The organism is Sulfurovum iocasae (assembly GCF_047716765.1).
Taxonomy (GTDB): Bacteria; Campylobacterota; Campylobacteria; order Campylobacterales; family Sulfurovaceae; genus Sulfurovum.
The window spans coordinates 791,865-818,046 of record NZ_CP180410.1; the positions used below are offsets into that span (position 1 = coordinate 791,865).

The following is a 26,182-nucleotide window of genomic DNA, read 5'->3' on the forward strand; positions in this document are numbered from 1 at the left end:
CCTTTATTTGTGAATACTTTATAGTATGAATTTTACACTTTGTATGCTAAGATACTAATAATTTAATAAAAACCCGAACACAACTAGTTGTGTGGGCACTCTGCCGAAGAGAACATAGCGTTTAGCGTTAGGTTTTTGGGCTTTGCTCAAAAGGCGTAATGGATAAAATATGAAAGCACTTTTACTTCTCAATATGGGTGGACCAAATAACATAGAAGAGGTAGAACTCTTTTTGCGTAATATGTTTGCTGATAAAAATATATTGACGATGAATTCTTATATGCGTAAGTTTATTGCAACTATTATCATTACCAAACGTCTTGAAGATGTGAAAACAAACTATCAGTTACTAGGTGGAAAATCACCACTGCCTGCACTTACAGACGAACTTATTTCAAAGTTAAAGATCCATTTGGATATGCCTATTTACCCGGTGATGCGCTATGTTCCTCCATTTGCTGATGAAGCCTTACAAAAGTGTAAAGAAGAGGGAATAAGGGAACTGGTATTGTTTCCGATGTATCCTCAATACTCAACTACCACAACACTTTCCTCTTTAGAGGATATAGAAGAGAGATGTGAGGCTTTGGGTTACAGCCCAAAAATCACTTTGATCGATCCTTATTATGATGATTATGATTATATCGCAGCAAGTTGCGAGAAGATCATAGAGGCTGCAGAGGGTAAAGATACAAAAGAGTATGATCTGCTGCTTTCAGCACATGGTCTGCCGTTAAGTATTATTAAAGCTGGTGATCCGTATCAAAATCAAGTAGAAGCAAATGCTTCTGCGATCAAGATCTACCTAAACGAGCGTGGGATAGAGTTTCATGAGATCAAACTTGTGTATCAGTCCAAGGTAGGTTCTTCTGCTTGGCTTGAACCTAATCTTGTGGATGTATTGCGAAACCCTACACATAGAAAAGTACTTATTTATCCGCTTGCATTTACACTTGATAATTCTGAGACAGTATTTGAATTGGATATTGAACATAGAGAGATAGCAGATAAGATCAAGTATGAAGATTATATCGTTGCATCATGTATGAATGACAGTGATAAGTTTACTCAGTTCATCGTGGATAAAGTGAATGCAGTTTAATTACCCATTGGTTTTTAGGACCTTATTCTGGTTAGCTCTGATCGGAAGTTATATATTTGCAGTAGTACCGCAGGATATGGCACCGAAAGTAGGTTCTTTATCAGATAAAAGTATACACTTTATTGCTTTTGCAGTGTTGACTCTATTGCTTAGATTTGCTTATTCTATCACCTGGTTTCAAACTTTCTTGCTACTCTTTGTTTATGCAGCTTTTATAGAGTTTTCTCAATTTTTTACACCCAATCGCAGTGCTGAACTGTTAGATGTTGTAGCAGATGTTATTGGGATTGGGATAGGATTGTTATTTTATCCTTTTATTCAAAGATTGATAATGAGTTATACTAAATATGAACAGCATTGAAAAAGCCTATAGTGCTACAACAGAAGTCAATCGTTCAAAATTTATTACCTATCTTGTACCGATGTCACAGTATGAGGGGCTACAGAACAGACTCAAAGCAGAACATCCCAAAGCCAACCATGTAGTTTATGCGTTAAGATACCTCAATGAATTTGATCAGGTAGTTGAAAATAGTTCAGATGACGGGGAACCTAAAGGCTGTGCAGGTGTCCCTGCATTAAATGTGCTTCGAGGTGAAGAATTGATCAATTGTGCGGTGCTTATAGTACGTTATTTTGGAGGTATTAAGCTTGGTACAGGAGGTATGGCTAGAGCCTATGCCTTAGCTGTTAAGAATGCAGTGAAAGAGACTACACTTGTACCTTATGAAAAAGAGATAGAGTATAGTTTTGAAACTTCCTATAGTGATGTTGATAAAACACTTTATAGGCTCAAACAATTAGGTTTGGTGCGATATGAACGTGATTTTGGAGTAAATAGTGTGGAGTGGAAGATTAAGGGAAGTGAGGAGAAGATAGAAATATTGAAGGGCATGTAGGGTATTGTGCCCTCACAATACCGTTTTAAATATGCCATACCCTATTTTTAAGTTTTAAATTTATTGGTGTTGTCAGGAGACAACACCCTACATATTACAGTGCCTCTTCATCCTCTTCATCTGTTCTGATACGGATGGTTTTGGAAATATCAGATACAAAGATCTTACCATCACCGATCTTACCTGTTTTTGCTGCTTGAGTGATAGCTTCTATGGCTTTATTGACATACTCATCGTCACTTACAACTATCTCAATTTTTACTTTAGGGATGAACTCTACGACATACTCAGCTCCTCTATACAGCTCTGAGTGTCCCTGTTGTCTTCCGTAACCTTTGACTTCTGAGATAGTCATCCCTTCGATACCTGCTTCTACCAATGCCTCTTTTACATCATCTAATTTGAATGGTTTAATGATCGCTTCTATTTTTTTCATAATTTATTTCCTTATATACTACGTTTAAATTCAGGGTATGCTTCTATACCACATTCTGTGGCATCGATTCCCTCTAGTTGTTCTTCATCTTCTGCACGGAGTACAAAAATCTTGTTAATAGTGTATATTGTGATCCAAGAGAGTGGGAAGACAATAAACCCTACTATAAGTATACCTTTTAATTGTGACCAAATACTTACATCAGCTATAAAGATACCTACTGCAAGTGTTCCCCAAATACCATTTACCAGGTGAACAGAAAGGGCACCTACAGGGTCATCCATTTTTAATTTATCAAATATCGGTACAAAAAGAACAACCAATGCCCCACCGATTGCACCAATTAAAATAGGTGTATGAATATCGTATTGGTCTGGTCCTGCAGTTACTGCAACAAGTCCACCAAGTGCCCCATTGAGTATCATGGTGATATCGAACTTTTTATAGCGGAAGTATGTTAGCAGCCATCCTACAATGGCACCTGAAAGTCCGGCTGTATTGGTATTCATAATGGTTAATGCAACTGCATCAGCATTTTCTTTACTTGAGATAGCTCCTACGGAACCTCCATTAAAACCAAACCAACCAATCCAGAGCAGTAAAGCACCTAATGTAACCAAAGGAATGTTGGATGCAGGGATAACACGAACCTTACCATTTTTAAATCTACCGCGTCTAGGCCCCATGATGAGTATGGCTGCAAGCAGTGCCCAACCCCCTGTAGAGTGGATAACAGTTGAACCTGCAAGATCAGAAAGAGATGAGATATCTAAAGCAGTTCCAGATAAAAAGTTTGCTCCCCATGTAAGGTTAACAATAGTCGGGTAGATAAATGCACCAACGATAATAGTGAATATTGCCAAAGGCAAGATACGAGAACGTTCACTTACCCCACCACTCATGATATTGACTACTTTACCGACAAATGCCATTTGGAACATAAAGAATGCCCATTTGCTCATACCATCTTGATGATCCCAGCTTCCAAAAGCATACTCATACCCTATAAGTAAAAAAGCCATAGAGGCTACAGCGTAGATCATGACATTTACTGTGAGTACAGAAGTGACATTTTTAGTTCGTACCAATCCTGCTTCCAGCATAGCAAAACCGGGTACCATAAAGATGATAAGGGTCATTGCAAAGATAGCAAAGAAAGTATCTATAACGTAATTCATTTCCATGTAAAACTCCTAATATTTTGAATGTATTAGTGTATCTGTAATTGTGAAGGATTGAAAGGGATTCTTGCTGTAAAATTAAGCAAAAATAATTTATTTTTAAGAAAATATAGAGAAAGTATGATTAAAATTTAATCAGTTAAGTTTTGCACCAAGGAAAAACCTTGGGCAAATATCAGACTATAATGCGTCGGCATCCGTTTCGTCTGTTCTGATACGTAGTACTGAATCAATAGTACTAACAAATATCTTACCATCACCGATCTTACCTGTTTTAGCAGCTTCGTTGATTGCTTTTACTGCGATATCTGCATACTCATCTGTACTGACAACGAGCTCGATCTTCACTTTAGGAATGAATTCTACCACATACTCAGCTCCTCTGTAAAGCTCTGAGTGTCCCTGTTGTCTTCCGTATCCTTTTACTTCAGATACAGTCATCCCTTCGATACCAGCTTCTACAAGCGCATCTTTTACATCTTCCAATTTAAATGGTTTGATAATTGCTTCAATTTTTTTCATATTTATTTCCTTAATATTACTATTTAGAAGGTATAAATCTTATAGATTTATACCTTTTTCACCGTGAGTTGCTTCATCTAGACCTTTAAATTCAGTCTCCTCATCTACTCTTCCTCCACCTGTAAGAGCAGCAGCGATAAAGTAAACGATAGCAGTAACAATGGCACTATAAACGATAGTTAAACCAATTGCTTTGAATTGTGCAACAAGTTGTGTACCCATACTGTAATCATCTGCCATAAGGTATGGAGCGATGAAGATAGCAGTAGCAATACTACCCCAGATACCTACAACACCGTGTATCCAGAATGCATCAAGACTGTCATCTACTTTAAACATCTTTTTAAGTTTGGCAACAGCGATAAATCCTAAGATACCACCAACAAGACCAATGATAAGTGCACCGGTAACCCCGGCAGAACCAGAAGCAGGTGTAATAGCAACAAGACCGGCAACTGCACCAGAAGCACCACCGATAAGTGTCGCTTTTTTGTATACGATCTGCTCAGCGATCAACCAACCGATAACACCAAGAGCCGCAGCAACATTAGTGATAAGGAATGCATTACCCGCAACACCATCAGCAGCTACCTCAGAACCGGCATTAAATCCGAACCAACCAAACCATAAAAGAGAAGCACCGAGTACAGAAAGCACTGGAGAAAAAGGTTTCATCGCAGATGTACCGTATCCTTTTCTTTTACCAAGAAGCATCGCAACTACAAAACCAGCTACACCGGCATTGATGTGTACAACTGTACCACCGGCAAAGTCCATTTCGCCAAAGTTCAGTGTTTCACCACCACCCCATGCCCAGTGTGTTACCGGTGCGTATACTGCCAAGATCCAAAGTGCAACGAAAATAGTAAATGTTGAGAATTTTACTCTTTCGATCATTGATCCAGATGCGATCGCAACTGCAATAGCAGCAAAAGTACCCTGGAATGCTACAAAAAGAAGTTCAGGGATTGTTCCCGTAAGTGACTTATCTGTAATACCGTCAAGCATGATCTTTCCTGTACCAAAAAAGTCACCTGCACCAAATGCGATACTGTAACCAGCTACAACCCATACAAGTGTACCTACTGCAAATGCAATAAGACTCATCCCCATTGTGTTAAGTACGTTCTTGCTTCTTGTCATACCACCATAAAATAGTGCTAAACCTGCAGGTGTCATCAGCATAACAAATGCTGTGGCTACGAGCATCCATGCTGTATCACCTGTGTCGAGTGTGTCTTCTGCCATTGCGGCTACTGGCAAGAGTATTGCCATGAGAGCTAAAAATTTTAACTTCATTTTATTCCTTTAAAATAATTTACAAGGAAATAGTAACACGTATTAGAATTTTTTATAGTGTATGATTGATTAATTTTTAATCATTGTGAAGTTTATTAAATATTTTACTATTGAATGAGGGGTATCTCTAATTTAATCGTATGTTCTTTGAGTAAACAGGAGATATGACTTTGGCTTGCCAGAGACTTTATCTCATTATCTGCATCATGATAGCGACCATTGGCTGCTATTGAAAGTTGTACAATAGCTTCTTTTTTATCTGCTATGATGACATGTTCACCTATAAGCAGTTTAAGTGTGATACTAATGGAATCAGAAGCCCGAAATGCATCCAGGGTTTTACGAAGTAGTTTTGAAAATCTGTTTTGATCAAGTTTAAAAAGAGGCAGATCCTGATCAGCTAAGAGTTGCAGAGGGTTACTGTTCTTGGTTTTAAAAAGTGCAATATTTGCTTCAAGCAGTATATTGATATCTGTCATCATAAACTTGTCAGTCTCTAGTGGAGATGATGGTTTTGCACGTGGTGCATTGTAAAAGCGTATAGAGATATGCTCTTCATTCTCGTAACCTACTGTAATAGCATAGAAGTTAAAAGCGTCATAGTTTAAAGAAAGCGTTGTGGTTTTGTATCCAAAGGTTTGTGGGGCATACGCTAGAGCAATGTCATAAAGTTCTTGTTTTGATACATACCCAAATAAGATTTCAGCTACATTATTCAAATAAACTATTTTCCCCTCAGCGTTAAAAAGTATAAATGGACTATTGTCCCACTCTACAAATGGTTGGAAATCAATCGATATGGTGTTCATGTATCTTCTTTCTGAGGGTATTTCTGTTGATACCTAAAACTTGAGAAAGTTGTAGTTGTGAGCCATATTTTTTAAGCCCGGCTTCTATAAGAGGTTTTTCGTAAAGTCCCAAATAGTCTTTGTATGCATTATTTCCATCCAAATGATTTAAGAGATAATGGTAGATAGCTTGTTCAATATTACTTTCATCCATAGAGTGGTTCATGAGATGATGGTAAACTGATCTTCTAAGCGTTTTACTATTATCACTAAGGTTTAGTTGTATATCATCTCCGGCAAAGGTTTTATCTTCCAGCATAAGGTTGGATCGTGCCTCTTTGATAAAAAGGTTTCTGATGTAGACTGTGTCTTCAGGTCGCTCTTTAAGAGAAGGCATAGTATAGATAAAGGCAAAAAGATTATCTATGGTTTGTTTGTTTCCTACATAGTTTGCTGTAGCGATGATACGTTTGTTGTCCAGATCAAGTGACTCTTGATTGCTGAGTTTTTCAAAATCTGTGATGATCAACTCATCAGACTCCTGTAAAGCTCTCTCTACTTCTTCCTGATTTGCACCAGAGACTAAAGGAGCGTTAGGGAACATATACCGAGCTAACGATTTTTTTCCAATGTTGGGCTCTCCTATGATAATAGAAGAGACAAAAAGGGTTTTAGTAAGGTTAAACCCTTTAATAATATTTTGTACCGGCTCTGAATTGGTGAAAAATTGTTCCATGTAAAATACTTTATATACATATAATTGATGAAAAAAACATCATGTTTAACTAAAGTTATTGTAGCAAAAGTATGTTAAAATTATTCAACATAAATTAAAGGTCAAGTATTAGAACACTATTTAAAACATTTCATCAGCACTTCTCTTATTTAGAGTTAGAACAGTCTATTGAGTATTTTTCTGTTTTGGGAGGAGTAGAGGAGAGTATAGAGTTAGACTATTTTGATGATGTTTTTTCTATGGTTGAGTCTAATTTTGTGCAAAACTTCTCTAAATTTCAAACCCTTGTTTCTCCCTCTTATCTTTTAGAAACACCTTATCGTGAGATTCTTGTGGCTGTGGCTAGAGGGGATGGAAAATTTTATTCTGTACTTAGAAAGTCACATTTGAGTGAAACTGTAGGGGCGGAGATCATTGAAGAGCTCATCTCGCTTAACATCCTTTGGCTTGAACGTACAAGAGAAAAACCACTGCGTATGCACCCCAAACATAAACTCAAAAAAGAGCTTCGTTCTTACCGCATACAAGATAAACTTCGGTTTGTAGATCCTTTTATGCGTTTTTGGTTTGGTTTTGTGACTTATTACCGAAAAGAGTTAGTTCAAGGTGACGGTAGTGCTTTTTTAGAGAATTTCCAGAAAAACTATGAACGTTTACGCTCTTTGGTCTATGAGCAACTCTGTGATGCACTGCTTGTAAAACATTATGAATCATCTACACCACTGTTAAGCAGTGGCAGCTATTGGGATCAGCACAGTGAGTTCGATATCTTAGCCATCACGAGTGATAAAAAACTCATTTTGGGTGAGTGTAAATATAAAGACAGAAAAGTGTGTAAAAATGAACTGAGCAAACTCAAAGCCAAAGCATTACAGTCAGGGATAAAAGTAGATGTATATGCACTTTTTTCCAAAGATGGGTTTTCCAATGAACTGATGCAAACAAAAGAAGAGAATGTACTTTTGTTTGATCTGAATGATTTGAAACAATTATTCTAAGATAAAGGAGATGTAACCATGAGAACTTACCTTTTCTTTTCTGTGTTTCTTCTGTTTTTCTTTGCATTGCACTATCTTTTTTACTCCAGAGTGATCAAGAAATTACTGGTCTCAGATAAAACAAAAAAAGTTTTAACCATACTTTTGGGATTTAACTTCATTTCGAATATCTTCTATGTTCTGGGTAGATATACAGAGTTTGTATCTGCCTCCCTCTATTACCTTTTTTCTATCTCAATAGGAATTTCCTTTGTCCTTCTTTTGTATCTTGTTGTTCATGAATTTATCCATCTCTTTCATAAAACACTGAAAAATGTGGATCAGTCAAAGCGGGACTTCATCAAAAAAAGTGGAGATGGTATGATGCTGGCTCTCTCTGCAGGTTATGTCAGTACAGCAGTCTATGAAGGAACGAAAGAACCCGTTATCAATATAGTAAAAGTCAGTCTTTTTGATTTTTCTATCGTGCAGATCAGTGATTTGCATATAGGGGGATTGATAGACAGAGAATTTGTTAAACATTCTGTAGAAAAGATCAATTCTCTTAAAGCTGATATCGTTGTTATTACAGGTGATCTTATCGATACAAAAATAGAGGCAGTGAAAGAAGCTGTCCTTGAACTTATCCATATTCGATCAAAATACGGTATCTATTATATCCTTGGTAATCATGAATATTTTCATAATCCTTTGGAGATCATCACTTTTATGAAAGAAACCAATATAAAGCTTCTGCTCAACGAGAGTGTAGCTATTGATGAACTGAAACTCAATATCGTAGGTGTTACTGATCTTTTTGGTTATCGTGCAAATTTGCTTGAACCTAATATAGATAAAGCATTTCAAGAGTGTAATACTGGCTATAAAACGATACTCTTGGCACATCAACCAAAGTTTATAGAGGAACTCAAAGGGTATAATCCTGAGCTCATTCTCAGTGGCCACACACATGGTGGACAGATCTGGCCATTTAACCATCTGGTGAAACTACAGCAACCCTATGTCAAAGGATTGCATAAACTTCCTAATGGCTCAACTATCTATGTTAATTCCGGTATAGGATTTTGGGGACCACCCATGAGACTTCACTCACAGGCTGAGATAGCGTATATTATTTAATCTATTTTTTCTATTTTCACTGCGCTGTGGTTATAATCAGGCTCTTTTGAAAGTGGGTCTATTTTATCATCTGTGAGGTAGTTGATACCCCTATGTGAAATCGGGATAAAAACAGTTTTACTATTGATTTTTGCAAAGACAACAGTGGCTACAAGTGTAGCGCGTCTTGATGATACTTTTACCTTATCGCCCTCCTTAATATTAAGTTTCTTCGCATCCTCTTTATCTATCTCGATGAAATCTAAAGATTTAAACTTTAGTAACTTTTCAACTTGGGTCGTTTTACTACCTGTGTGCCATTGATCTCTTATTCGTCCTGTAAGAAGGATGAAAGGGTATTCTTGTGATGGTTGTTCAGAGAGATTTTTATTTTCTATGAAAAAGAGATTGGCTTTTTTGTTCACTGTCATAAAAGTGTTATTTTTGAAAAGATTCTCTCCCCAGATATATGGAGTATGAGAAAGTGCATCATAGTCTGCATTATAGATATCAAGATGCCCCTCACTGCTTAGTTTAGTCATCTCTTGATACTCTTCAAATACCTCTTTGGAGGTTTTAAAATCAAAAGCATCAGTATATCCAAGTTCAAGACCTAGTTTTGCAAATATTTCCCAATCTTGAAGTATCCCAGATTTTTCTTCAAATGCTGTGACTCTTGTGAGGGTTCTATCCAAGTTGGTTTGTGTTCCCTCTTTTTGTCCGAAAGGAACAGCAGGAAGTCGTATATGAGCGAAGGAAGCTGTTTCACTGTTTGCATAGGCATTTATCTCAACTACCAAAGGTATGTTTTTGAAAGCTTCCTCAACATACGTTCTATGTGGTAAATGGTACACAGGGTCAGTATGGCAAACGATGAGTATATCTAGGTCACCGTCATGGGCTTTTTGTATCATTTCATAGGCAGTAAGTCCATTGTTTTTGGGCAGTGAGTTTGTATTCCAGAATTTTGAGACTTTTTGACAATTTTCTTCCGAGTAGTCAAGATGTACGGCCAAGGTAGTACTCAATCCTCCCACTTCTCTTCCTCCCATAGCGTTAGGTTGTCCTGTGAGTGAGAGTGGACCAGAGCCTTGTTTGTTGATTTGTCCTGTGATGATGTGTAGGTTATTGATGGCAAGGTTTTTATCGACCCCTTGTACGGACTGGTTTATACCCATTGTCCATGCGGTGATGATATTTTCACTCTCTACAAAAAGGTTGTAAAATGTTTTGAACGTTTCTTCTGTTATATTAGTGCTTTTAAGTAGTGTTTTTTTGTCAAGTGCTAAAAGTTCTTTTTTGTAACTTTCAAAATGATTACTATGATGTTTGATGAAATTATGATCTGTATACCCATCTTCTATAAGCCGTAATGAAAGAAGGTTTAAAAGGTCAATATCTGTACCTACTTTGAGAGGTAGGTACAAGTCTGCACTTTTTGCCGTAAGTGTAAAACGAGGGTCTATAACAACTACTTTAAGACCCTTTTTTTGTGCCTTCTTAATTTTGTTTGCAAAGACAATGTGGGCTTCAGCAACATTTGCCCCGATGAGTATGAGTAGATTGCATTTTTCTATGTCACTCATACGTACTGGAACATAGTCAACACCAAATGATTTTTTGTAACCCATAACGGCACTTGCCATGCATGTTCTTGAGTTCGTATCACAATGTGGTGTGCCTATGAAGCCTTTGGCTAATTTATTGGCAACATAATAGTCTTCGTTGAGCATTTGTCCTGAAAGATAAAAACCTATTCTATCAGGGCCAGTTTGTTTTATTTTATGAGCAATACTCGTAAGTACGCTATCATAAGTAGAGGAGTGAAAGTTATCATTTATGGAAACTCTGGTTTGTGGTGTTAAGAGTCTGTTTGTGTAAATGCTGTCTGTTTGCGATATACCTTTTGCGCAGGAGAGTCCTTGGTTGATAGGGTAACTTTTTAGCCCTTTTAGTTTGTTATTGTTAATCTCAAATTTACATCCTACTCCACAGTATGCACATACAGTTTGTTCCATACTAAACCTCTTTAAGAGCCACAAGCAGTTCCGAAAATACTTGTGCTCTTTCTCTTTTGTCATGATGTGTCATATTATAGATCACTTCACTTAACTTTTCAGGTACTTTAGGATTGATCTTCGTGACTTCATCTCTTTTGATCTTTCTCATATCGGTTTTGACTATCTGGAAATTCTCTACAGCTTCATAACGCTTTTCACCTGTAAGGAGTTTAAACAGTTTTAACCCAAAATCAAAAAGTTCAAACTCCTCTTTTGCGTAAGTTCTAGGTTCTTTCTCAAGTTCAAAGGTCACATCCAGTCCAAGTTTTTCATTTAAAACATAATTGATCTTTGTATAAAATCCTAAAGCCTGATAACTGTAATTTGCACTCAAGTACCTATCTTCAAAGGCTTCAAAGGTCTCTGCTCTTTGTTTCATGGAAGCATAGGTCTTAAGCAGATATTTCACATGATGTTTTGCTTCTACGATAGGCAGTGTTTTGTGTAACATACGTGCCTCTTTTGCTCTACGTGTGATCTTCCCGCCCAGGAAGATATGCACACCGTCTACACGGTTTCCTTCATCATCCTTAGCTTTACACCCCTCAAATCCAATGTCAGCGATACCATGCACACCACATCCTTTAGGACATGCAGACCAGTTCATGCGTACAGTTCCACCATTTATGGCCACTTCAGACTTTAAAAACTCTGCCATTGCTATGGCATCAGGCTTGTTGGGGATAACTCCGAAACTACAAGTCTGTGTTCCTGCACAGGCGATCATGTCATTGAAGTAGATATTATCAAAAGGTTGATACTTTTTGATGATAGCTTCTTCTTCAAAAGTTGTGAATTGATCTGCGTCTATATCAACAACATAACAGTTTTGATCATAAGAGAGACGGATATCTCCTGAACCAAATGTTTGTGCAGACTTGGCAAGGTCTATCATATCAGTTCCGGAGAATATCCCTGAAGGTAAGATGAGCTTATAGGCATACTTACCGTTACGCTGTAAGACACGGTTTGCACCCAATGCAATGTTTTGTGACTGTACCAGTGTCTGACCTGCAGGAGTAAAGTCCATGCCAGCCTCTTTTTTGATGGCTTCTACAAAGGCTTCTACCCCTACATCTTGAAGTAAGAAGAAAAGACGGTTTTTATTACGGTTGTCTCTGTACCCATAAGTTTTAAAGACCTCTAAAAGAGCCATATAAAATGCCGGTACTTCTTCTACAGAGACAAAAAGGTTTGCATCTTTCGATTGTACTCCGACACGTGCACCCAAGTAGACATTGAATCCAAACTCACCATTATTATTTGCAAGAACAAAACAGCAGTCGTGACCGAAGATATTGCAGGTGTTGGAGAGTGAACCAAGTATCCCTGTGTTAAATTTACGAGGTAAAGCAGAGATCCATTCAGGATTTTCAATAATGAGGGCTTGAAGTTTATCTACGATTGGTTTTGTTTGTATGATATTGTCATAAGCGATACCATCAAGTGGGTCAGTCACAATGTTACGAGGATTGTCCGCACCTGTCTGAAAGGTAGAGATATCTACTTCTTTAAGTGCCTGAAGTACTTTAGCAATGTCTTCTATCTGTAAGTAACGTAACTCTATCTGCATACGTGTAGTGATATCTATATAGTCATTGCCATACTCTTTTGCTACTTCACCTATGCGAATGGCTTGTGCATTGCTTAGTTGTCCTACAGGAACACGTACTCTAAGCATGAAGTCTTCACCTTTGTCAAAGAGTCCAAAACATTTTAGAAAGTATGAACTGTCTTCTTTTGTTAAGTTCTCATAACCGGCTGCAGCAATCTCTTCTAACTGCGTATACACATCCATAGATACTTTACTTGCTTTGGTTGTTTCTACTTTATTGACTTTTTTACTTCTTGCTTCTAAAGCTTTTTCTAATGCTTCCATCTGATATATTTCTCCGTGGATATAATTGTTTTTATTATAGCAGAGCAATTAAGACATAGAGGGTATTTATTGATTAAAAATTAATCAATATGTATATTTATAATATAAATTATATGTAATAATACGCTATATAAGCATTGAATTAATTGATTAAAAATTAATCACTGTTGATATTATAATTCCTATAATTCTATTGTATACTTTGCTTAACATTTAGTTTAAGGAAAAAATATGGCAGGATTTAAAGACTTAAAAGGTCAAGGACACGGACAGACATTGTTCATGGCTTTTTTATATTTTGATATGAGTTTTATGGTGTGGACGATGCTTGGACCACTAAGTACGGAGATCGCTGAGGCACTTGCACTGACCGGTCACATTATGACAGCGGGAGAAAAAGCAACGCTGCTTTCACTTCCTATATTGTCTGGAGCCATCTTAAGGATCGTACTTGGCTTTGGTGTTGATAAACTTGGCCCCAAAATGACAGCATTGATCTCTCAAGCTATCGTTGTTACAGCACTTCTAACAGCATACTTTATGGGTGACAGTATCACATATAATGCACTGCTTATTGTGGCACTGGGTCTTGGTTTTGCAGGAGCTTCTTTCGCGGTTGCACTTCCACAAGCTGGACAGTGGTATCCGCCAAAACTTCAGGGTGTTGTCCTTGGTATTGCAGGTGCCGGTAACATCGGTGTGGTTATCGACTTCCTTTTCGCTCCGAAAATTGCTGAGTTATGGGGATGGTCAGCGGTATTTGGTGTAGGTGCTGCGATGGCTATCGTTGTGTTTATCGCTTATGCATTCTTGGCAAAAGATGCACCTGAGTCTGTGTATAAAGCAAGACCTAAAAAACTTAAAGATTATGGAAAACTGCTTAAAGACAAAGATACATGGTGGTTTTCACTCTTTTATGCTATCTCATTTGGTGGATTCGTAGGGTTTGCAGGATACATGAAAGTCTATCTTATGAACACATACAGTGTTGACATGGAAGCGTTTGGACTTGATGTTTTGGATGAAGGAAATGTAAAAGTGATCGCTGGGTATTTTGGAGCATTGTGTATCTTTGCGGGAGCTATACTTAGACCTGTAGGTGGAAACATCGCAGATAAAATAGGTGGAGTAAAAGCACTTTATTTCTTTTATGGTGCAGTAGCCATATTGGTAGCTATCTCTGCATTGGTGAAATTACCATTCTTTGTAGCGATCTTTGTATTGTTCCTGATCATGGCTAACCTTGGTATGGCTAACGGATCAGTGTTCCAACTGGTACCTCAAAGATTTGGTAAAGATATCGGTATTATGACTGGTATCGTAGGATGTGCAGGTGGACTTGGTGGTACAGCACTCATTAAAACACTTGGTTGGTCAAAAGGTGCATTTGACGGATACGCAGCAGGATTCTTGATCTTTGCAGCGGTTGTTGTTGTTGCTCTTGCAGGTCTTAGTATGGTTAAGACTAGATGGAGAACTACTTGGGGTGTTAACTCTGGCGGTATGATTTAAAAAGGCATTTTGCCTTTTTAAAAGCGTTCAGCGTTCAGTGCTGAGCGTTCAGAAAATGCTTCAAATATTTTAAATTATGTCATAATCTTTATCATATAATTTAGAATACTCACAAAGGCACCCCATGTCAAAACAAACCATCGAAACATCAGGTTTCACATTAGCCAAAGGTACCCAACTCAAAGGGGATGACTTTTTTGAGGTGAAGGTGATGGAGAACATTACTGTGGCTGTTGTTTGTGATGGAGTGGGGTCTGCGAGTCAAGGTGCTGAGGCTGCTAAAAGAACTTCTAACTTCTTGGTACATTCACTAAAGAACAGACCTAAGAGTTGGAGTATGGAGAAGTCCATTAAGCACTTCATAGAAAACATCAACAGAGTACTCTACCTTGAGTCTATGGAGGATTATGAACGTGAAGAGTTGGTGACTACACTTACTATAGTAGTGATAGAAGGCGATAGATTGTATGGTGCAAATGTGGGTGATAGTCGTATTTATTTAACTAGAAATGGACAGTTTGCACAACTCTCTGATGATCATGCAATGGATGCAGAGGGTATGGAGAATGTTTTGACTTCTGCTATGGGACTGGAAGAGAGTGTAGCGCCATATTATTTTGAAAATAATCTTTTAGCAGGAGATAAGATACTTCTATGTAGTGACGGACTCTATAATGAACTCACACAAGATGAACTTAGTGACGGGGTGAAGATAGGTGCATCATTTTTAGTAAAAAAAGCAAGTAAACTTCATAATAATGATCTCCCTGATGATACTACAGCAGTAGTCATAGAGATCAAAGAGCTTGACCCCAGACTGAAACTCAAACAGAGTGATCTGATCATTCAGGAACAGTATAAGGTGAATGAAGTAGTTGATGGGTATAAACTGATCAAACCTCTTATACAGAACAACCGTACGTGGCTTTGTGAGAACAAAGGGGTGAAGTATGTCATCAAGTTTGCTCTAGCTGAAGCTAAAGATGATGAGGTGATACTTGATATTTTTGTGAAAGAAGTTTGGATGGCAAAACGTCTAAAAGCAGGATTCTTTCCTAAGGCTGTTATTCCCAAAAAGAGAACACATCGTTACTACATTATGAGTTTCATAGAAGGGGAATCTCTTAAAGAGTTTACCGTTAAAAAACCACTTTCAGTAGATATGAGCATAGAATTGGCACGGTTTTTACTAAAGATGTCACAGTTTTTAACTAAGCTGGATCTGGTACATGGAGATATCAAACCGGAAAATATTCTTATTATTAGACGTAAAGGGAAGCTGGTCTTTAAGATGGTGGATTTTGGAAGTATCACAGAAGCATATTCGGATGTGACACGTGCAGGAACACCTTCTTATTTGGCACCTGAACGTTTTACACAAGCTCCTATCACAGAACAGACAGAAGTGTATGCCATTGGAGTCACACTTTATGAAGTACTCACTCAAAAGTTTCCATTTGGAGAGATAGAGCCTTTTCAAAATCCTTCTTTCGATAAAAATCCTAAACACCCTACCGCATACAATGCAAAAATACCAGACTGGCTGGGGAGTATTATCTTACGTGCAGTTGAGACAGATACAAACAAACGCTACCACAACTACTCTGAGATGCTCTATGAGCTGGATAACCCAATCAAAGTTAAACCCTATTTTGATAAAAATCTCTCATTTATCCAAAGAAATGAGATGATGGTGTACAAGGTTGGATTTATTGTGATGTTTATATTGAATATATTTCAGCTTTTGAAGAGTTGATTATTTAGCTTTCCTAACATTCTTGCGATGTTTTTTAAACGTTTTTGCAAAGTCATGTACGCCTTTATCATTTTTCATAAAGTAGAGGTAGTCTGTTTTTGCAGGTTTTATGGCTGCCGTAATGGCAGAGAGACTTATTGCTCCTATGGGTGAGGGTGGCAGCCCTTTGTGTTTGTAAGTGTTAAAAGTACTTTTATCAGTACGGATACGCTCTGGGGTAACTTTGATATGTGAGTATTTACCATAATTGAGTGTCCCGTCCATCTGTAATCGCATTCCTTTTTTAAGTCGGTTATAGATCACTGAAGAGACCAGAGGCATCTCTTGATTATTTGCTGCTTCTTTTTGGATGATAGAAGCGATGATCAGTACTTTTTGCCACTGTTTTTGATTGTAATTCCCATAAATCTTTTCTGAAATACTTTTATACTTTTTTTCAGATTCTCGTACAAGAAAATGCATAAGATGCTTCTCTTTTATGCCATAAGGTATATAGTAAGTATCTGCATAAATACCTGCTTCGGGGTAGGGAGAGAACTCTTGATAATATTTTTGAAGTTTACCCTTATCTAGTTTTAGCTTTTGTGAAAGCATATCTAAAAATAGTTCAGAAGTTTCACCAGGGATCAGTGTGACCTTGTGTATCATTGCCTTTGCGTTGGTAAGTTTGTATAGAAAATCAATACGGTTAAGTTCATTTTTTCCTATATGGATCCAACCACTCTGCGGACTACCCATAAGACGAAGGATATAGCTATCTATGACTGAGAGTTCGTAGCCTTTTTTAGTCAGCTGTGATATAATGTTTCCTATAGAGCCCTGAGGCACAAAGAGTGTTTGTGTCGTTTTGAGAGGTAGTGTAGTGTAAAAGGCAAAAGAGATGATAAAAACAAGTGCAATGTTTTCTGCCCATGCTATCCATGTTGTTCGTACAGTATTGCGTAATACACTCATCTTTTTGGTTATCCTTTTCGTGGCTCTTTTCTATTGGCTAAAAGTAGGTATACATGCAGATAACCTTACTTTTGGTCACTACAAGATAGACGGATTATACATCAAACTCGATAAAAAACTCACACTTAAAGCACATAATATTGTCATACCTGAAAGTAAAGCAAAACCTTCGTTTGAAAATATAGATAAAACATTTGACAATATTAAATATCTTTTTACATTTTTTGATTATATAGAATTAGAAAAAATCCATTTTAAAAATAATGAGTTAAATATAATTTTTATAGATGATATCCTTTATGTTGGCAGTGATGATTATGAAATCGCTGGTAATATACAAAGAGAAGGAGAGAAGTATATTGCAGATGTGTCTATGTTGTATCTAAAAAAGGATAATATTAATATAAAGGGACAACTTGTTTATGATACAGGTAATGATAGGCTGAAGACAAAAGGTGAGTTTGATGCCTATCATATTAAGGGAAGGTTTAAGGCAAATAAGGAGAATAACACTATAGATTTTACCCTTAATAGTGAAGAATTCACTGATCTGAAAACACTTATAGACAAATTTCCATTGAATGAGACTATAAAAAGTTGGATCGTTGAAAAAGTTCAGGCAAAAAAATATCGATTATACGCTTTGAGTGGAAGAGGAGAGCTCGAGGATGATGGCTTTAAGATGGATTTTGATGCACTCAAAGGAAATGCACTTTTAGAGGATGTGATAATTTACTATAAGGAGAAATTGTCACCGGTGTTGGCAGAGAGTTGTATCTTGTCTTACAAAAAAGGCGGACTCTATTTTGACTTAAAAAACCCTATGTATCAAGATAGAAATTTATCAGGAAGCAAAGTATCTATCGTAGACTTGGTAGGGGAAAAACCTACAACCCTTGTAGTTGACCTGCATATTAGATCTGTGATTGATAGTGTAGTGCATGAGATACTTAACGCATATGATCTGCAGATTCCTGTTACACAAAAAGGAAGTATGGCTAAAGTAGATGTAAAGATAGATGTTCCATTAAAAAAATCTACTCAAAAAACTTCTGTATTTGTGAACATTGATCTGGAAGAAGGAGATGTCTATATCAACAAGGTAAAATTGCCTGTCCTTAAAGGAAATGTACAATATGACAAAGGATTCATCACTCTTAAAGATATCGATCTAAAAGAGAGTTGGTATGAAGGTAGAGCAAATGGAAAGATAGACTTAAAAGCAAAAAAAGTTGATCTAAAGTTTGAGGCAAAGCAGGTCACTATAGGAGAAGAAAATGAAAAATTCTTTATACTGAAAAACAAACTATTACCATTGACTTTGGATTATAGTAAAAATATTGTAGTCGATATTCCAACATTGAAGTTGAAGATAGTGAATCGTCCTAAAGATATGTTGTTGCAAGTAGGAGCGATAGAGAAGATCAAACCTTATCTTAAAGATATCGGGTTACAGATAAATGGAGGAAATCTTGATATTACGACTAAAGACTTCGAGAGCTATATGTTTAAAGGAGTACTTCATAGAGCATCATGTTTTTTCTATGAGAAAGATAATGTGTGTCTTACAAGAGTGCCATGCAGTGGTACGATCACAAAAAAGGGAATTGATTTTTATGCCTTTAACAAACGCTTACATTTCAATGCAGACAGATCATGGGTAAAACTTAAAAATCTAAATATTGACCTTAAAGAATTTCTCTCTTCGAAGAAGAAAAGTAAAACTACAATTAAAAGATATGTGATCGTTGGAGAAAATAGTAAACTAAGATATGATCAACATACGCTTGTCACAGATAGCTATGATATAGAAGTACTACCAAACGGTAATATTAATGCTATAGGAAGTTTAAATGGAGATATAGTAAAACTGAATAAAAAAGGAAAAGTATTTTCTTTACAGGCTTTACGTGTAAAAGATAAAATGTTACATCCTCTGATCGATTTTAAAGGGTTGAAAAAAGGACGCTATACACTTAAAATGTCTGGTGATCCTGATAAGGTGAGGAAAGGACAGATCATTGTTGAGGGTGGAGTAATGAGTGGTTTTAAAGCCTACAACAATACTTTGGCGTTTATGAATACCATACCGGCTTTAGCCACTTTACAAGATCCGGGTTTTTCGAAAAAAGGATTTAAGATCAAAGAGGGTGTTGTTGAATATAGAATGATAGGAGATAAAGTCATTTTTGATTCTGTTTATATTAAAGGGGGGTCTGCAACTATCGTGGGTAAAGGAGAAGTTGATATCAAAAAGAGAAGCATTAAAATGGATCTTGCCATACAAACAGCCAGAGAATTAGGAAAATTTGTTGGGAGTCTCCCTCTGTTAGGTTATATCTTGATGGGAAAAGATAAAAGTATGACAGTGGGACTGAAGATCACTGGAACATTAGAGAAACCAAAAGTGCAAACAACCACAGCAGAAGATATACTCACTTTACCACTTCACTTTTTAAAACGTACATTAGAATCACCAGCTCATATTATTAATAAGTAAGCTTTAGCAGGCTTAGCTAGCGGATGATTTTATTCATTTCTTAAAACAGTCAATGGGTCAGTCTGTGATGCTTTTTTTGCAGGGTAGAGTGCAGAGAGTAATATGATAATGGAAGTTCCAAGGATGATAAGTCCAAAATCACTCATGGTTAGATCTACAGGGAGCTTAGAGGTACCGTAAACGTCTTCAGGCATAGAGATAATATCAAAGGTCTTAAGTACCCAAATACCGAGACTACCAAGTAGGGTACCTGCAAATATGCCTGCTGTGCCTATGATGAGTCCTAGCCTAAAGAAGATAGATCTTAGCTCTATTTGAGTGGCTCCGAGTGTACGCATAAGAGCGATCTCACTTCGTCTGCTCATGACGGTCATCAAAAGAGAAGAGATGATGTTCAGTGATGCTACAAGTATGATGAGCAGCAAAACCAAAAAGAGGGCTTTTTTCTCCATTTCCATGGCAGCAAAGAAATTACCATTTTGTTGCCACCATCCTTCGATGACTACCATTTCAGGTAAAGCACTCTTAATGCTGTCTATTTCTTTGAGTGGATTTTCAGTATAGATATGAAGACCATCATAGATTCCATGTTCTCGCTTGAGTAGTTTCTCAAATGCTTCAAAAGAAGTGTACATGATGGCTTTATCGTAGGCTTTCAAACCTGAATCAAAGACACCATCAACAATGAAACGTTTTTGAAGCGGCATGGTTCCAAAACCTATGGCTTGTTGCTCTGAAAAATAGAGAGTGACTTTTTCACCCTTAGGAGCATTCATCTCAAAAGAAAGGGCATCACCTACAACGACTCTAAATTTACTCTCTGTATCACCTTTGGCTTTTTCAAAGATAGGATTGATCTCGCTCTCTTTGTTATAATCCACACCATAGAGTAATGAACCTTGTACTGCACCCTCATTCCTAGTGATGACTTGAGTGGTGTAGTATGGACTGAATTTTAAATGAGGAAACTTTTTGGAGAGTGTTTGAACGAGATCGTCATTTACAGAGTTTTCTGCAAGAGGAAGTACTGTTAGAGGGTAGTTCATAACAAAAAGACGTTTGGTAAACTCTTTTTGAGTACCGTTCATAATTCCCATAGCTATCATTAGTACCATTACCCCTGCGGCTATACCTAAAAAGGCTAGCAGTGCGGAGATAAAGATAAAAGGGTTCTCTCTGTCATATTTCAGATAGTGTTTGATGATATGCCCAACAAATTTCTTGTTGGGTGAGGGAAGTTTAGCGGGAGTGGACATTATGCCAAAAGACCTTTTTTGGGTCCGCTTTGTCCACAACAGTTTTTATATTTTTTACCGGAACCACAAGGACAAGGCTCATTTCTTTTAGGCTTTTTTGTACCTGTTAAAGGTTTGTTCTTTGGTGCTTCCTGTTCATCTGTACTTAGTGTAGCGTCTACTACATCACTTTCCAACTCTTCTCTTATCTGTTCAACTGCTGCCTCTTCCTCTGCAGGAGATTCAAAGTTGAACTGTACAAGTTGAAGTACTTTTACAGCTTCAAATTTGATACGTTGTACCAAGTCAGTAAAGAGTTTGTAACTGTCTTGTTTATATTCAGTGAGTGGGTCTTTTTGGTTGTATCCTCTAAGCCCGATACCAGTTTTGAGTACATCCATCTCATAAAGGTGATCTCTCCACTGAGGGTCAAGTACTTGAAGGTATAAGATACATTCAATTTCAGTTCGCTGCTCCGGGTCGATCTGAGACATTTTTTCTTCATAAATATTCTCCATCATCTCCGTGATCATGGAAGTGAGTTCTTCCACCTCTTTATCTACAAAGTGTTGATGATCCACTACTACATTAAGTTCTTCTTTGATGAGTGATCCAAGTTTTTCAACATTGAAGTCTTCTTTAGGCATTCCATCATAGATCTCACACTCTGCTAAAAGATGATCAATATACTCTGCACGGTTCTCTTTGATCTTTGCCCCAATATCAAACTCAGGGTCTAAAAGTTGATTTCTAAAGCCATAGATCGCTTTTCTTTGGTGGTTGGCTACATCATCATATTCTAAGATATGTTTTCTTGACTCATAGTGTTGATTTTCCACTTTTTTCTGAGCTTTTTCAACAGATCTTGTAACGATCTTAGAATCGATGTACTCACCCTCTTCAACACCAAGCTTGTTCATGATGTTTCTGATCTTCTCTCCACCGAAAATACGTAGAAGATTGTCATCAAGGCTAAGGAAGAATTGACTCTCACCTGCATCACCTTGACGTCCTGAACGACCTCTGAGTTGGTTATCTATACGACGACTCTCATGACGCTCCGTACCAAGTATCATCAATCCGCCAAGGCTTTTTACTTCATTATCTATTTTTATGTCAACCCCACGACCTGCCATGTTTGTAGCAACTGTTACCGCTCCTTTTTGACCGGCATTCTTAATGATCTCTGCTTCTTGTGCGTGGTTCTTTGCATTGAGCATGTTATGAGGGATCTTCTCTTTTTTAAGTCTCTCATCGATCAATTCAGATTTTTCAATGGAAGCGGTACCTATAAGTACAGGTTGACCTATGGCATTGAGTTCTCTTACCCTTCTTACGACTGCATCGAGTTTTTCACGCTCAGTGTTATAAATAAGGTCATTTTTATCATCTCTTGCGATAGGTACATTGGTAGGAATGGAAATAACATCAAGGTTATAGATCTGTGCAAACTCAGTCGCTTCAGTCTGTGCTGTACCTGTCATACCTGCGAGTTTTTCATAGAGTCTAAAGTAGTTCTGGTAGGTGATCTCAGCAAGTGTCTGAGACTCTTCCTGTATCTCTACACCCTCTTTTGCTTCAAGTGCCTGGTGCAGTCCTTCTGAGTATCTACGACCCTCAGAAAGTCTCCCGGTAAACTCATCTACGATGATGATCTCATTGTTTTGTACAACATAATCAACATCTTTTTCAAAAATATAGTGTGCTTTAAGTGCTTGGTCCAGGTGATGAGAAAGGGCTGCATTTTCAAGGTTGTAGAGGTTTTCTACTTCAAAAAGCTCTTGTGCTTTTAGAAGTCCATCTTCTGTCATGACGATCGTTCTATTTTTCTCATCTACGATAAAATCACCAGTAGTTTGTTCATCTTCACCCGCTTTGGTTTCTAGCTTCTCCCCACGTTCCATCTTTTTTGCTATCTCATCAGCTCTTGCATAGTGGTTATGGTCTCTTTGTGTCGGACCGGAGATGATGAGTGGTGTACGTGCCTCATCGATCAGGATGGAGTCAACTTCATCCACGATGGCATAGTTGTGTTTACGTTGTACTTTTTCTTCAGCACGCACTTTCATGTTGTCACGAAGGTAGTCAAAACCATATTCGTTGTTCGTACCATATGTGATATCTGCTTCGTATTGTGCTTTTCTGCTCATCTCATCATGAACATCAGCAGTAAGACATCCGACAGAGTAACCTAAGAAGTTATAAAGTACACCCATATCTTCGGAGTCCCTTTTGGCAAGATAGTCATTTACAGTAATAACATGTACACCTTTGCCTGTCATCGCATTCAGTACAACAGCGAGTGTGGCTACAAGTGTTTTACCTTCACCTGTTTTCATCTCTGCGATATCACCATCGTTGAGTACCATACCCCCAACCATCTGTACATCGTAGTGTCTTAGTTCAAGTACACGTTTACTGGTTTCACGTGTAATAGCAAATGACTCATAGAGTACATCATCCAAACTTTTTGTGCCATTTTGTACTTCTTCTTTAAGTGCATTAAATGCAGCCTGAAGTTCTTCGTCACTTAAATTCTCATAGTTAGATTCGAGTGCATTGATGTTTTTTACTTTTTTGAGATAATTTTTAACGATTTTCTCGTTTTGTGTGCCAAAAATTTTGAGTATGCTTTTAATCATCTTTCTTTTGCCTTTTATAAATTCCGATTATTTTATCTAAAAAGTCATTAATATGTCGTTAGCAGTTATTTTTATTATTCAGATAGTCTATATATTGCCTTGATCAATTTAAATATGGGTACCTCTAATAACCCTATATGTTCATAACATCACTAGCTTTTGTCTAGGCTAGGCACTCTTTTGAAGTCCTAGCCGTAGCTAAGTCAAAAAAGAGTAACGACGCATAGGTGAAAGCTAGTGATGCCCACAGGGTGGGCTTTGCAAACGCAATCTTTCACAAGATACTTACTTCATCTTAGCTTTGGCTAGGACTTGGAAGTCTCTTGCAAAATCTTACATTTGCAAAACCCATTATGAACGTATAGGGTTATTAGAGGTGCCCATACCACAGTTCCTATACAATTCTATGACAATATGTTATTTATAACCCCGAAATAAGTGGTATTTTGGTATATTTTTATTTATAAATTAAGGAATATATATGAGATTATTATTGATTGGATTATTATCTGTTTCAGCATTGTTTGGAGCATCCATCAACCTTCCAGAGAATTTTCAAGCAGATTTTACACAAAAGATCACAAATGCCAAGAAAAAAACCATAAACTATAGTGGAAAAGTACGCTTTTCAAATAAGACTTTATTGAAGTGGGAGTATCTTAAACCTACTAAAAAAGAGGTGTGTACCGATGGGTTTGAATTGTTGGTAGTAGACCATGATCTGGAACAGGTTTCAAATTATCTTATCAACAAAGGGTTTGACCTTGCCAAAATTTTAAAAAAAGCAAAAGAGCATAGTAAGAATATCTATGTAACCAAATATGAAAACATAAACTATACGATACAGGTGGATGCTAAACAACAACTTCACAGCATTGCTTACTTTGATGACTTAGACAATAAAGTACAGATCGTATTTAAAAAGATGAAGTACGGCAAAGGGAACCTGTCACCTAAAAGTATGAAGTGTAATTATCCTCAAAACTATGACATGATAAGAGGTTAATATGCAAGAACTACTTTTAAAGATCCAAAATGATTCAACCTTAATGCTCATTGCCGGTATTGCACTGGTTGTATTATTGGTTATTGTACTTATTGTCGTTATATTTTCGACTAAAGTCAAATCACAAAGTGATAAATTATGGGATTTTAAAGAACTGGATAAAGAGAAAAACACCAAGATAGATGTGCTTGAAAGAGAGTTGCAGGCAGTTAAAATAAAAAATGCAAGTAATGAGCAAGAGCTACAGCAGTTTATGCAAACCAAAGAAGATCTGGCTTCCAAAATAGAAGAGGTTAAAAGTACACAATCAAAATATAATACATTAGAGAAAGAACACAGCCATGTATCTACTATGCTTGAAAGTACAGAAGATAACTATGGAAAATTGCAGGAAGATCATAAAGTACTGCAAGAACGACATGAACATTTGGTAGAAGATAACAGCAAACACCGTATTAACAATGCACGCTTGCTTACCAAGTTGGAGACAGAGACCAGGCATGCCTCAAATAGACTTGAAATGATGCAAGAACATAAAAAAGAGATCAAAGATGAGTTCGAACAGTTGGCAAAACAGATATTTGATGGAAATTCACAGAAATTTGCAGAGTTTTCCAAACAAAATCTAGACAGTATGATAAAGCCGCTTCAAACACAAATTACTGAGTTTAAAAAGCAGGTAGCAGATACATATAACACTGAGAGTCAAGATAGAGCAGTGCTTAGAAACGAGATAAATTCACTTAAAGAACTAAATGAAAAAATAAGCAAAGATGCCATAAATCTTACCAATGCGCTAAAGGGTGAGAATAAAACACAAGGTGTCTGGGGTGAGATGGTACTTGAACATGTACTTGAAGCTTCCGGTTTACGTAAAGGCTATGAGTTTGAAAGAGAAGTAAGTCTCCGTACGGATGATAATGAAATACTGCGACCGGATGTTATCGTGCACCTTCCTGATAACCGAGACCTTATTATCGATGCAAAGACTTCACTCCTTGCGTATGAGCGTTTTGTGAATGCGGAGGATGAATCAACCAGGGCTGAGTACTTAGCTGCACATTTAGACTCTATTAAGTTGCATGTAGAAGGACTCTCTCGTAAGAATTATGAACGTCTCAAAGAGGTCAATACCTTAGACTTTATCTTTATGTTCATGCCTATAGAAGGGGCACTTGCAGTAGCGCTGGAACATGACAGCAGCATTTATGACAATGCCTTTAAAAAGAAGATACTTCTTGTCGGACCAACCACACTGCTTGTTGCTATGCGTGCAGTGGAAAATGTATGGAAGTATGAACGACAAAATCAAAATGCCCAGGAGATAGCCAGAAGAGCAGGTGCTATGTATGACAAGTTTGTCGGTTTTTCTGAAGATCTGATGAAGATATCTAAACAGATAGACGGTATACAAGGCAGTTTTTCTGCTGCACGTAGTAAATTAAGTGACGGAAAAGGAAATCTTGTCCGACAGGTAGAGCAGTTAAAAGAATTGGGTGCCCAAACTAATAAGAAGATACCTAAAGGACTGGCCGGGGATAAAGATGAGTAGACAAAAGGTCATTTACACCAAAAAACT

The 26,182-nt window shown here is 37.3% G+C and carries 21 protein-coding genes; 10 read left to right on the forward strand and 11 right to left on the reverse strand.

All coding sequences use genetic code 11. From position 1 onward, the window contains the following. Window positions 1–169 precede the first annotated feature (169 nt). The 3 genes from hemH to ACLHDG_RS04005 are packed head-to-tail and all read left to right on the forward strand — an operon-like array spanning window position 170 to window position 2,001. Entirely contained in the window at window positions 170–1,102 is a 933-nt protein-coding gene (gene hemH, locus ACLHDG_RS03995) for a ferrochelatase (RefSeq protein WP_415407700.1), read from the forward strand. Beyond that, the gene (locus ACLHDG_RS04000) at window positions 1,092–1,463 is read left to right on the forward strand and encodes a VanZ family protein (protein WP_415407701.1); all 372 of its coding nucleotides are present in this window, start codon (window positions 1,092–1,094) and stop codon (window positions 1,461–1,463) included. The genes hemH and ACLHDG_RS04000 overlap by 11 nt, the downstream gene beginning before the upstream one ends. Further along, window positions 1,450–2,001, forward strand: a complete 552-nt coding sequence (locus ACLHDG_RS04005) for an IMPACT family protein (RefSeq protein WP_415407702.1) — start codon at window positions 1,450–1,452, stop codon at window positions 1,999–2,001. The genes ACLHDG_RS04000 and ACLHDG_RS04005 overlap by 14 nt, the downstream gene beginning before the upstream one ends. A gap of 94 nt (window positions 2,002–2,095) precedes the next feature. On the opposite strand, the gene ACLHDG_RS04010 is transcribed toward ACLHDG_RS04005, so the two are convergent. The 6 genes from ACLHDG_RS04010 to ACLHDG_RS04035 form a co-directional block, all read right to left on the reverse strand. Then, window positions 2,096–2,437, reverse strand: a complete 342-nt coding sequence (locus ACLHDG_RS04010) for a P-II family nitrogen regulator (protein WP_415407703.1) — start codon at window positions 2,435–2,437, stop codon at window positions 2,096–2,098. An 11-nt stretch (window positions 2,438–2,448) separates the two neighbouring features. Further along, complete coding sequence (locus tag ACLHDG_RS04015; RefSeq protein WP_415407704.1) at window positions 2,449–3,621, reverse strand: ammonium transporter; 1,173 nt, start codon at window positions 3,619–3,621, stop codon at window positions 2,449–2,451. 177 nt (window positions 3,622–3,798) lie between these two features. After that, the gene (locus ACLHDG_RS04020; RefSeq protein WP_415407705.1) at window positions 3,799–4,140 is read right to left on the reverse strand and encodes a P-II family nitrogen regulator; all 342 of its coding nucleotides are present in this window, start codon (window positions 4,138–4,140) and stop codon (window positions 3,799–3,801) included. Window positions 4,141–4,179: 39 nt separating this feature from the next. Next, a complete protein-coding gene (locus ACLHDG_RS04025) occupies window positions 4,180–5,439 on the reverse strand; it encodes an ammonium transporter (RefSeq protein ID WP_415407706.1) in 1,260 nt (419 codons plus the stop codon). A 107-nt stretch (window positions 5,440–5,546) separates the two neighbouring features. After that, complete coding sequence (locus ACLHDG_RS04030) at window positions 5,547–6,248, reverse strand: hypothetical protein (protein WP_415407707.1); 702 nt, start codon at window positions 6,246–6,248, stop codon at window positions 5,547–5,549. Beyond that, window positions 6,229–6,963 carry a helix-turn-helix domain-containing protein gene (locus ACLHDG_RS04035; protein WP_415407708.1) on the reverse strand — a complete coding sequence of 245 codons (735 nt, stop codon included), beginning with the start codon at window positions 6,961–6,963 and terminating at the stop codon, window positions 6,229–6,231. The genes ACLHDG_RS04030 and ACLHDG_RS04035 overlap by 20 nt, the downstream gene beginning before the upstream one ends. Before the next feature lie 185 nt (window positions 6,964–7,148). Between ACLHDG_RS04035 and ACLHDG_RS04040 the strand changes: the two genes are divergently transcribed. Further along, complete coding sequence (locus ACLHDG_RS04040; RefSeq protein ID WP_415407709.1) at window positions 7,149–7,961, forward strand: DUF234 domain-containing protein; 813 nt, start codon at window positions 7,149–7,151, stop codon at window positions 7,959–7,961. Window positions 7,962–7,979: 18 nt separating this feature from the next. Beyond that, window positions 7,980–9,080 carry a metallophosphoesterase gene (locus ACLHDG_RS04045; RefSeq protein WP_415407710.1) on the forward strand — a complete coding sequence of 367 codons (1,101 nt, stop codon included), beginning with the start codon at window positions 7,980–7,982 and terminating at the stop codon, window positions 9,078–9,080. Here the strand turns inward: ACLHDG_RS04045 and ACLHDG_RS04050 are convergent. Next, a complete protein-coding gene (locus tag ACLHDG_RS04050) occupies window positions 9,077–11,077 on the reverse strand; it encodes a molybdopterin oxidoreductase family protein (RefSeq protein ID WP_415407711.1) in 2,001 nt (666 codons plus the stop codon). The two genes, ACLHDG_RS04045 and ACLHDG_RS04050, sit on opposite strands and share 4 nt — an antisense overlap. Before the next feature lies 1 nt (window position 11,078). Next, on the reverse strand, window positions 11,079–12,998 hold the full coding sequence (locus ACLHDG_RS04055) for a ferredoxin--nitrite reductase (RefSeq protein WP_415407712.1): 1,920 nt from the start codon (window positions 12,996–12,998) through the stop codon (window positions 11,079–11,081). 231 nt (window positions 12,999–13,229) lie between these two features. Here ACLHDG_RS04055 and ACLHDG_RS04060 point away from each other — a divergent pair, with 231 nt between their 5' ends. Together ACLHDG_RS04060 and ACLHDG_RS04065 are read left to right on the forward strand one after the other, a co-directional pair. After that, the gene (locus ACLHDG_RS04060; protein ID WP_415407713.1) at window positions 13,230–14,510 is read left to right on the forward strand and encodes an MFS transporter; all 1,281 of its coding nucleotides are present in this window, start codon (window positions 13,230–13,232) and stop codon (window positions 14,508–14,510) included. Window positions 14,511–14,634: 124 nt separating this feature from the next. Further along, window positions 14,635–16,266, forward strand: a complete 1,632-nt coding sequence (locus tag ACLHDG_RS04065; RefSeq protein ID WP_415407714.1) for a protein kinase domain-containing protein — start codon at window positions 14,635–14,637, stop codon at window positions 16,264–16,266. On the opposite strand, the gene mltG is transcribed toward ACLHDG_RS04065, so the two are convergent. Then, window positions 16,267–17,220: an endolytic transglycosylase MltG gene (gene mltG / locus ACLHDG_RS04070; protein ID WP_415407715.1), complete on the reverse strand. Its 954-nt coding sequence runs from the start codon at window positions 17,218–17,220 to the stop codon at window positions 16,267–16,269. Here mltG and ACLHDG_RS04075 point away from each other — a divergent pair. Continuing rightward, window positions 17,147–19,720 carry an AsmA-like C-terminal domain-containing protein gene (locus tag ACLHDG_RS04075; protein WP_415407716.1) on the forward strand — a complete coding sequence of 858 codons (2,574 nt, stop codon included), beginning with the start codon at window positions 17,147–17,149 and terminating at the stop codon, window positions 19,718–19,720. The genes mltG and ACLHDG_RS04075 overlap by 74 nt on opposite strands. 29 nt (window positions 19,721–19,749) lie before the next feature. Here ACLHDG_RS04075 and ACLHDG_RS04080 read toward each other — a convergent pair whose 3' ends face one another. Both ACLHDG_RS04080 and secA read right to left on the reverse strand, forming a co-directional pair. Then, the gene (locus ACLHDG_RS04080) at window positions 19,750–20,976 is read right to left on the reverse strand and encodes an ABC transporter permease (RefSeq protein ID WP_415407717.1); all 1,227 of its coding nucleotides are present in this window, start codon (window positions 20,974–20,976) and stop codon (window positions 19,750–19,752) included. Then, window positions 20,976–23,597, reverse strand: coding sequence for a preprotein translocase subunit SecA (gene secA, locus ACLHDG_RS04085; RefSeq protein WP_415407718.1), 2,622 nt, complete (start codon window positions 23,595–23,597; stop codon window positions 20,976–20,978). Before secA ends, ACLHDG_RS04080 begins: the two co-directional genes overlap by 1 nt. Before the next feature lie 481 nt (window positions 23,598–24,078). Here secA and lolA point away from each other — a divergent pair, with 481 nt between their 5' ends. After that, complete coding sequence (lolA, locus tag ACLHDG_RS04090) at window positions 24,079–24,603, forward strand: LolA-like outer membrane lipoprotein chaperone (protein ID WP_415407719.1); 525 nt, start codon at window positions 24,079–24,081, stop codon at window positions 24,601–24,603. Window position 24,604: 1 nt separating this feature from the next. Further along, window positions 24,605–26,155 (forward strand): DNA recombination protein RmuC, encoded by a 1,551-nt coding sequence (gene rmuC / locus ACLHDG_RS04095; RefSeq protein WP_415407720.1) that lies wholly within the window; start codon window positions 24,605–24,607, stop codon window positions 26,153–26,155. Window positions 26,156–26,182: the final 27 nt, after the last annotated feature.

What these genes read in the sequence shown, in the direction of transcription:
- hemH (WP_415407700.1), top strand. Translation starts at nt 170, where the DNA reads ATGAAAGCACTTTTACTTCTCAATATGGGTGGACCAAATAACATAGAA.
- ACLHDG_RS04000 (WP_415407701.1), top strand. Translation starts at nt 1,092, where the DNA reads ATGCAGTTTAATTACCCATTGGTTTTTAGGACCTTATTCTGGTTAGCT.
- ACLHDG_RS04005 (WP_415407702.1), top strand. Translation starts at nt 1,450, where the DNA reads ATGAACAGCATTGAAAAAGCCTATAGTGCTACAACAGAAGTCAATCGT.
- ACLHDG_RS04010 (WP_415407703.1), bottom strand. Translation starts at nt 2,437, where the DNA reads ATGAAAAAAATAGAAGCGATCATTAAACCATTCAAATTAGATGATGTA.
- ACLHDG_RS04015 (WP_415407704.1), bottom strand. Translation starts at nt 3,621, where the DNA reads ATGGAAATGAATTACGTTATAGATACTTTCTTTGCTATCTTTGCAATG.
- ACLHDG_RS04020 (WP_415407705.1), bottom strand. Translation starts at nt 4,140, where the DNA reads ATGAAAAAAATTGAAGCAATTATCAAACCATTTAAATTGGAAGATGTA.
- ACLHDG_RS04025 (WP_415407706.1), bottom strand. Translation starts at nt 5,439, where the DNA reads ATGAAGTTAAAATTTTTAGCTCTCATGGCAATACTCTTGCCAGTAGCC.
- ACLHDG_RS04030 (WP_415407707.1), bottom strand. Translation starts at nt 6,248, where the DNA reads ATGAACACCATATCGATTGATTTCCAACCATTTGTAGAGTGGGACAAT.
- ACLHDG_RS04035 (WP_415407708.1), bottom strand. Translation starts at nt 6,963, where the DNA reads ATGGAACAATTTTTCACCAATTCAGAGCCGGTACAAAATATTATTAAA.
- ACLHDG_RS04045 (WP_415407710.1), top strand. Translation starts at nt 7,980, where the DNA reads ATGAGAACTTACCTTTTCTTTTCTGTGTTTCTTCTGTTTTTCTTTGCA.
- ACLHDG_RS04050 (WP_415407711.1), bottom strand. Translation starts at nt 11,077, where the DNA reads ATGGAACAAACTGTATGTGCATACTGTGGAGTAGGATGTAAATTTGAG.
- ACLHDG_RS04055 (WP_415407712.1), bottom strand. Translation starts at nt 12,998, where the DNA reads ATGGAAGCATTAGAAAAAGCTTTAGAAGCAAGAAGTAAAAAAGTCAAT.
- ACLHDG_RS04060 (WP_415407713.1), top strand. Translation starts at nt 13,230, where the DNA reads ATGGCAGGATTTAAAGACTTAAAAGGTCAAGGACACGGACAGACATTG.
- ACLHDG_RS04065 (WP_415407714.1), top strand. Translation starts at nt 14,635, where the DNA reads ATGTCAAAACAAACCATCGAAACATCAGGTTTCACATTAGCCAAAGGT.
- ACLHDG_RS04075 (WP_415407716.1), top strand. Translation starts at nt 17,147, where the DNA reads ATGATAAAAACAAGTGCAATGTTTTCTGCCCATGCTATCCATGTTGTT.
- mltG (WP_415407715.1), bottom strand. Translation starts at nt 17,220, where the DNA reads ATGAGTGTATTACGCAATACTGTACGAACAACATGGATAGCATGGGCA.
- ACLHDG_RS04080 (WP_415407717.1), bottom strand. Translation starts at nt 20,976, where the DNA reads ATGTCCACTCCCGCTAAACTTCCCTCACCCAACAAGAAATTTGTTGGG.
- secA (WP_415407718.1), bottom strand. Translation starts at nt 23,597, where the DNA reads ATGATTAAAAGCATACTCAAAATTTTTGGCACACAAAACGAGAAAATC.
- lolA (WP_415407719.1), top strand. Translation starts at nt 24,079, where the DNA reads ATGAGATTATTATTGATTGGATTATTATCTGTTTCAGCATTGTTTGGA.
- rmuC (WP_415407720.1), top strand. Translation starts at nt 24,605, where the DNA reads ATGCAAGAACTACTTTTAAAGATCCAAAATGATTCAACCTTAATGCTC.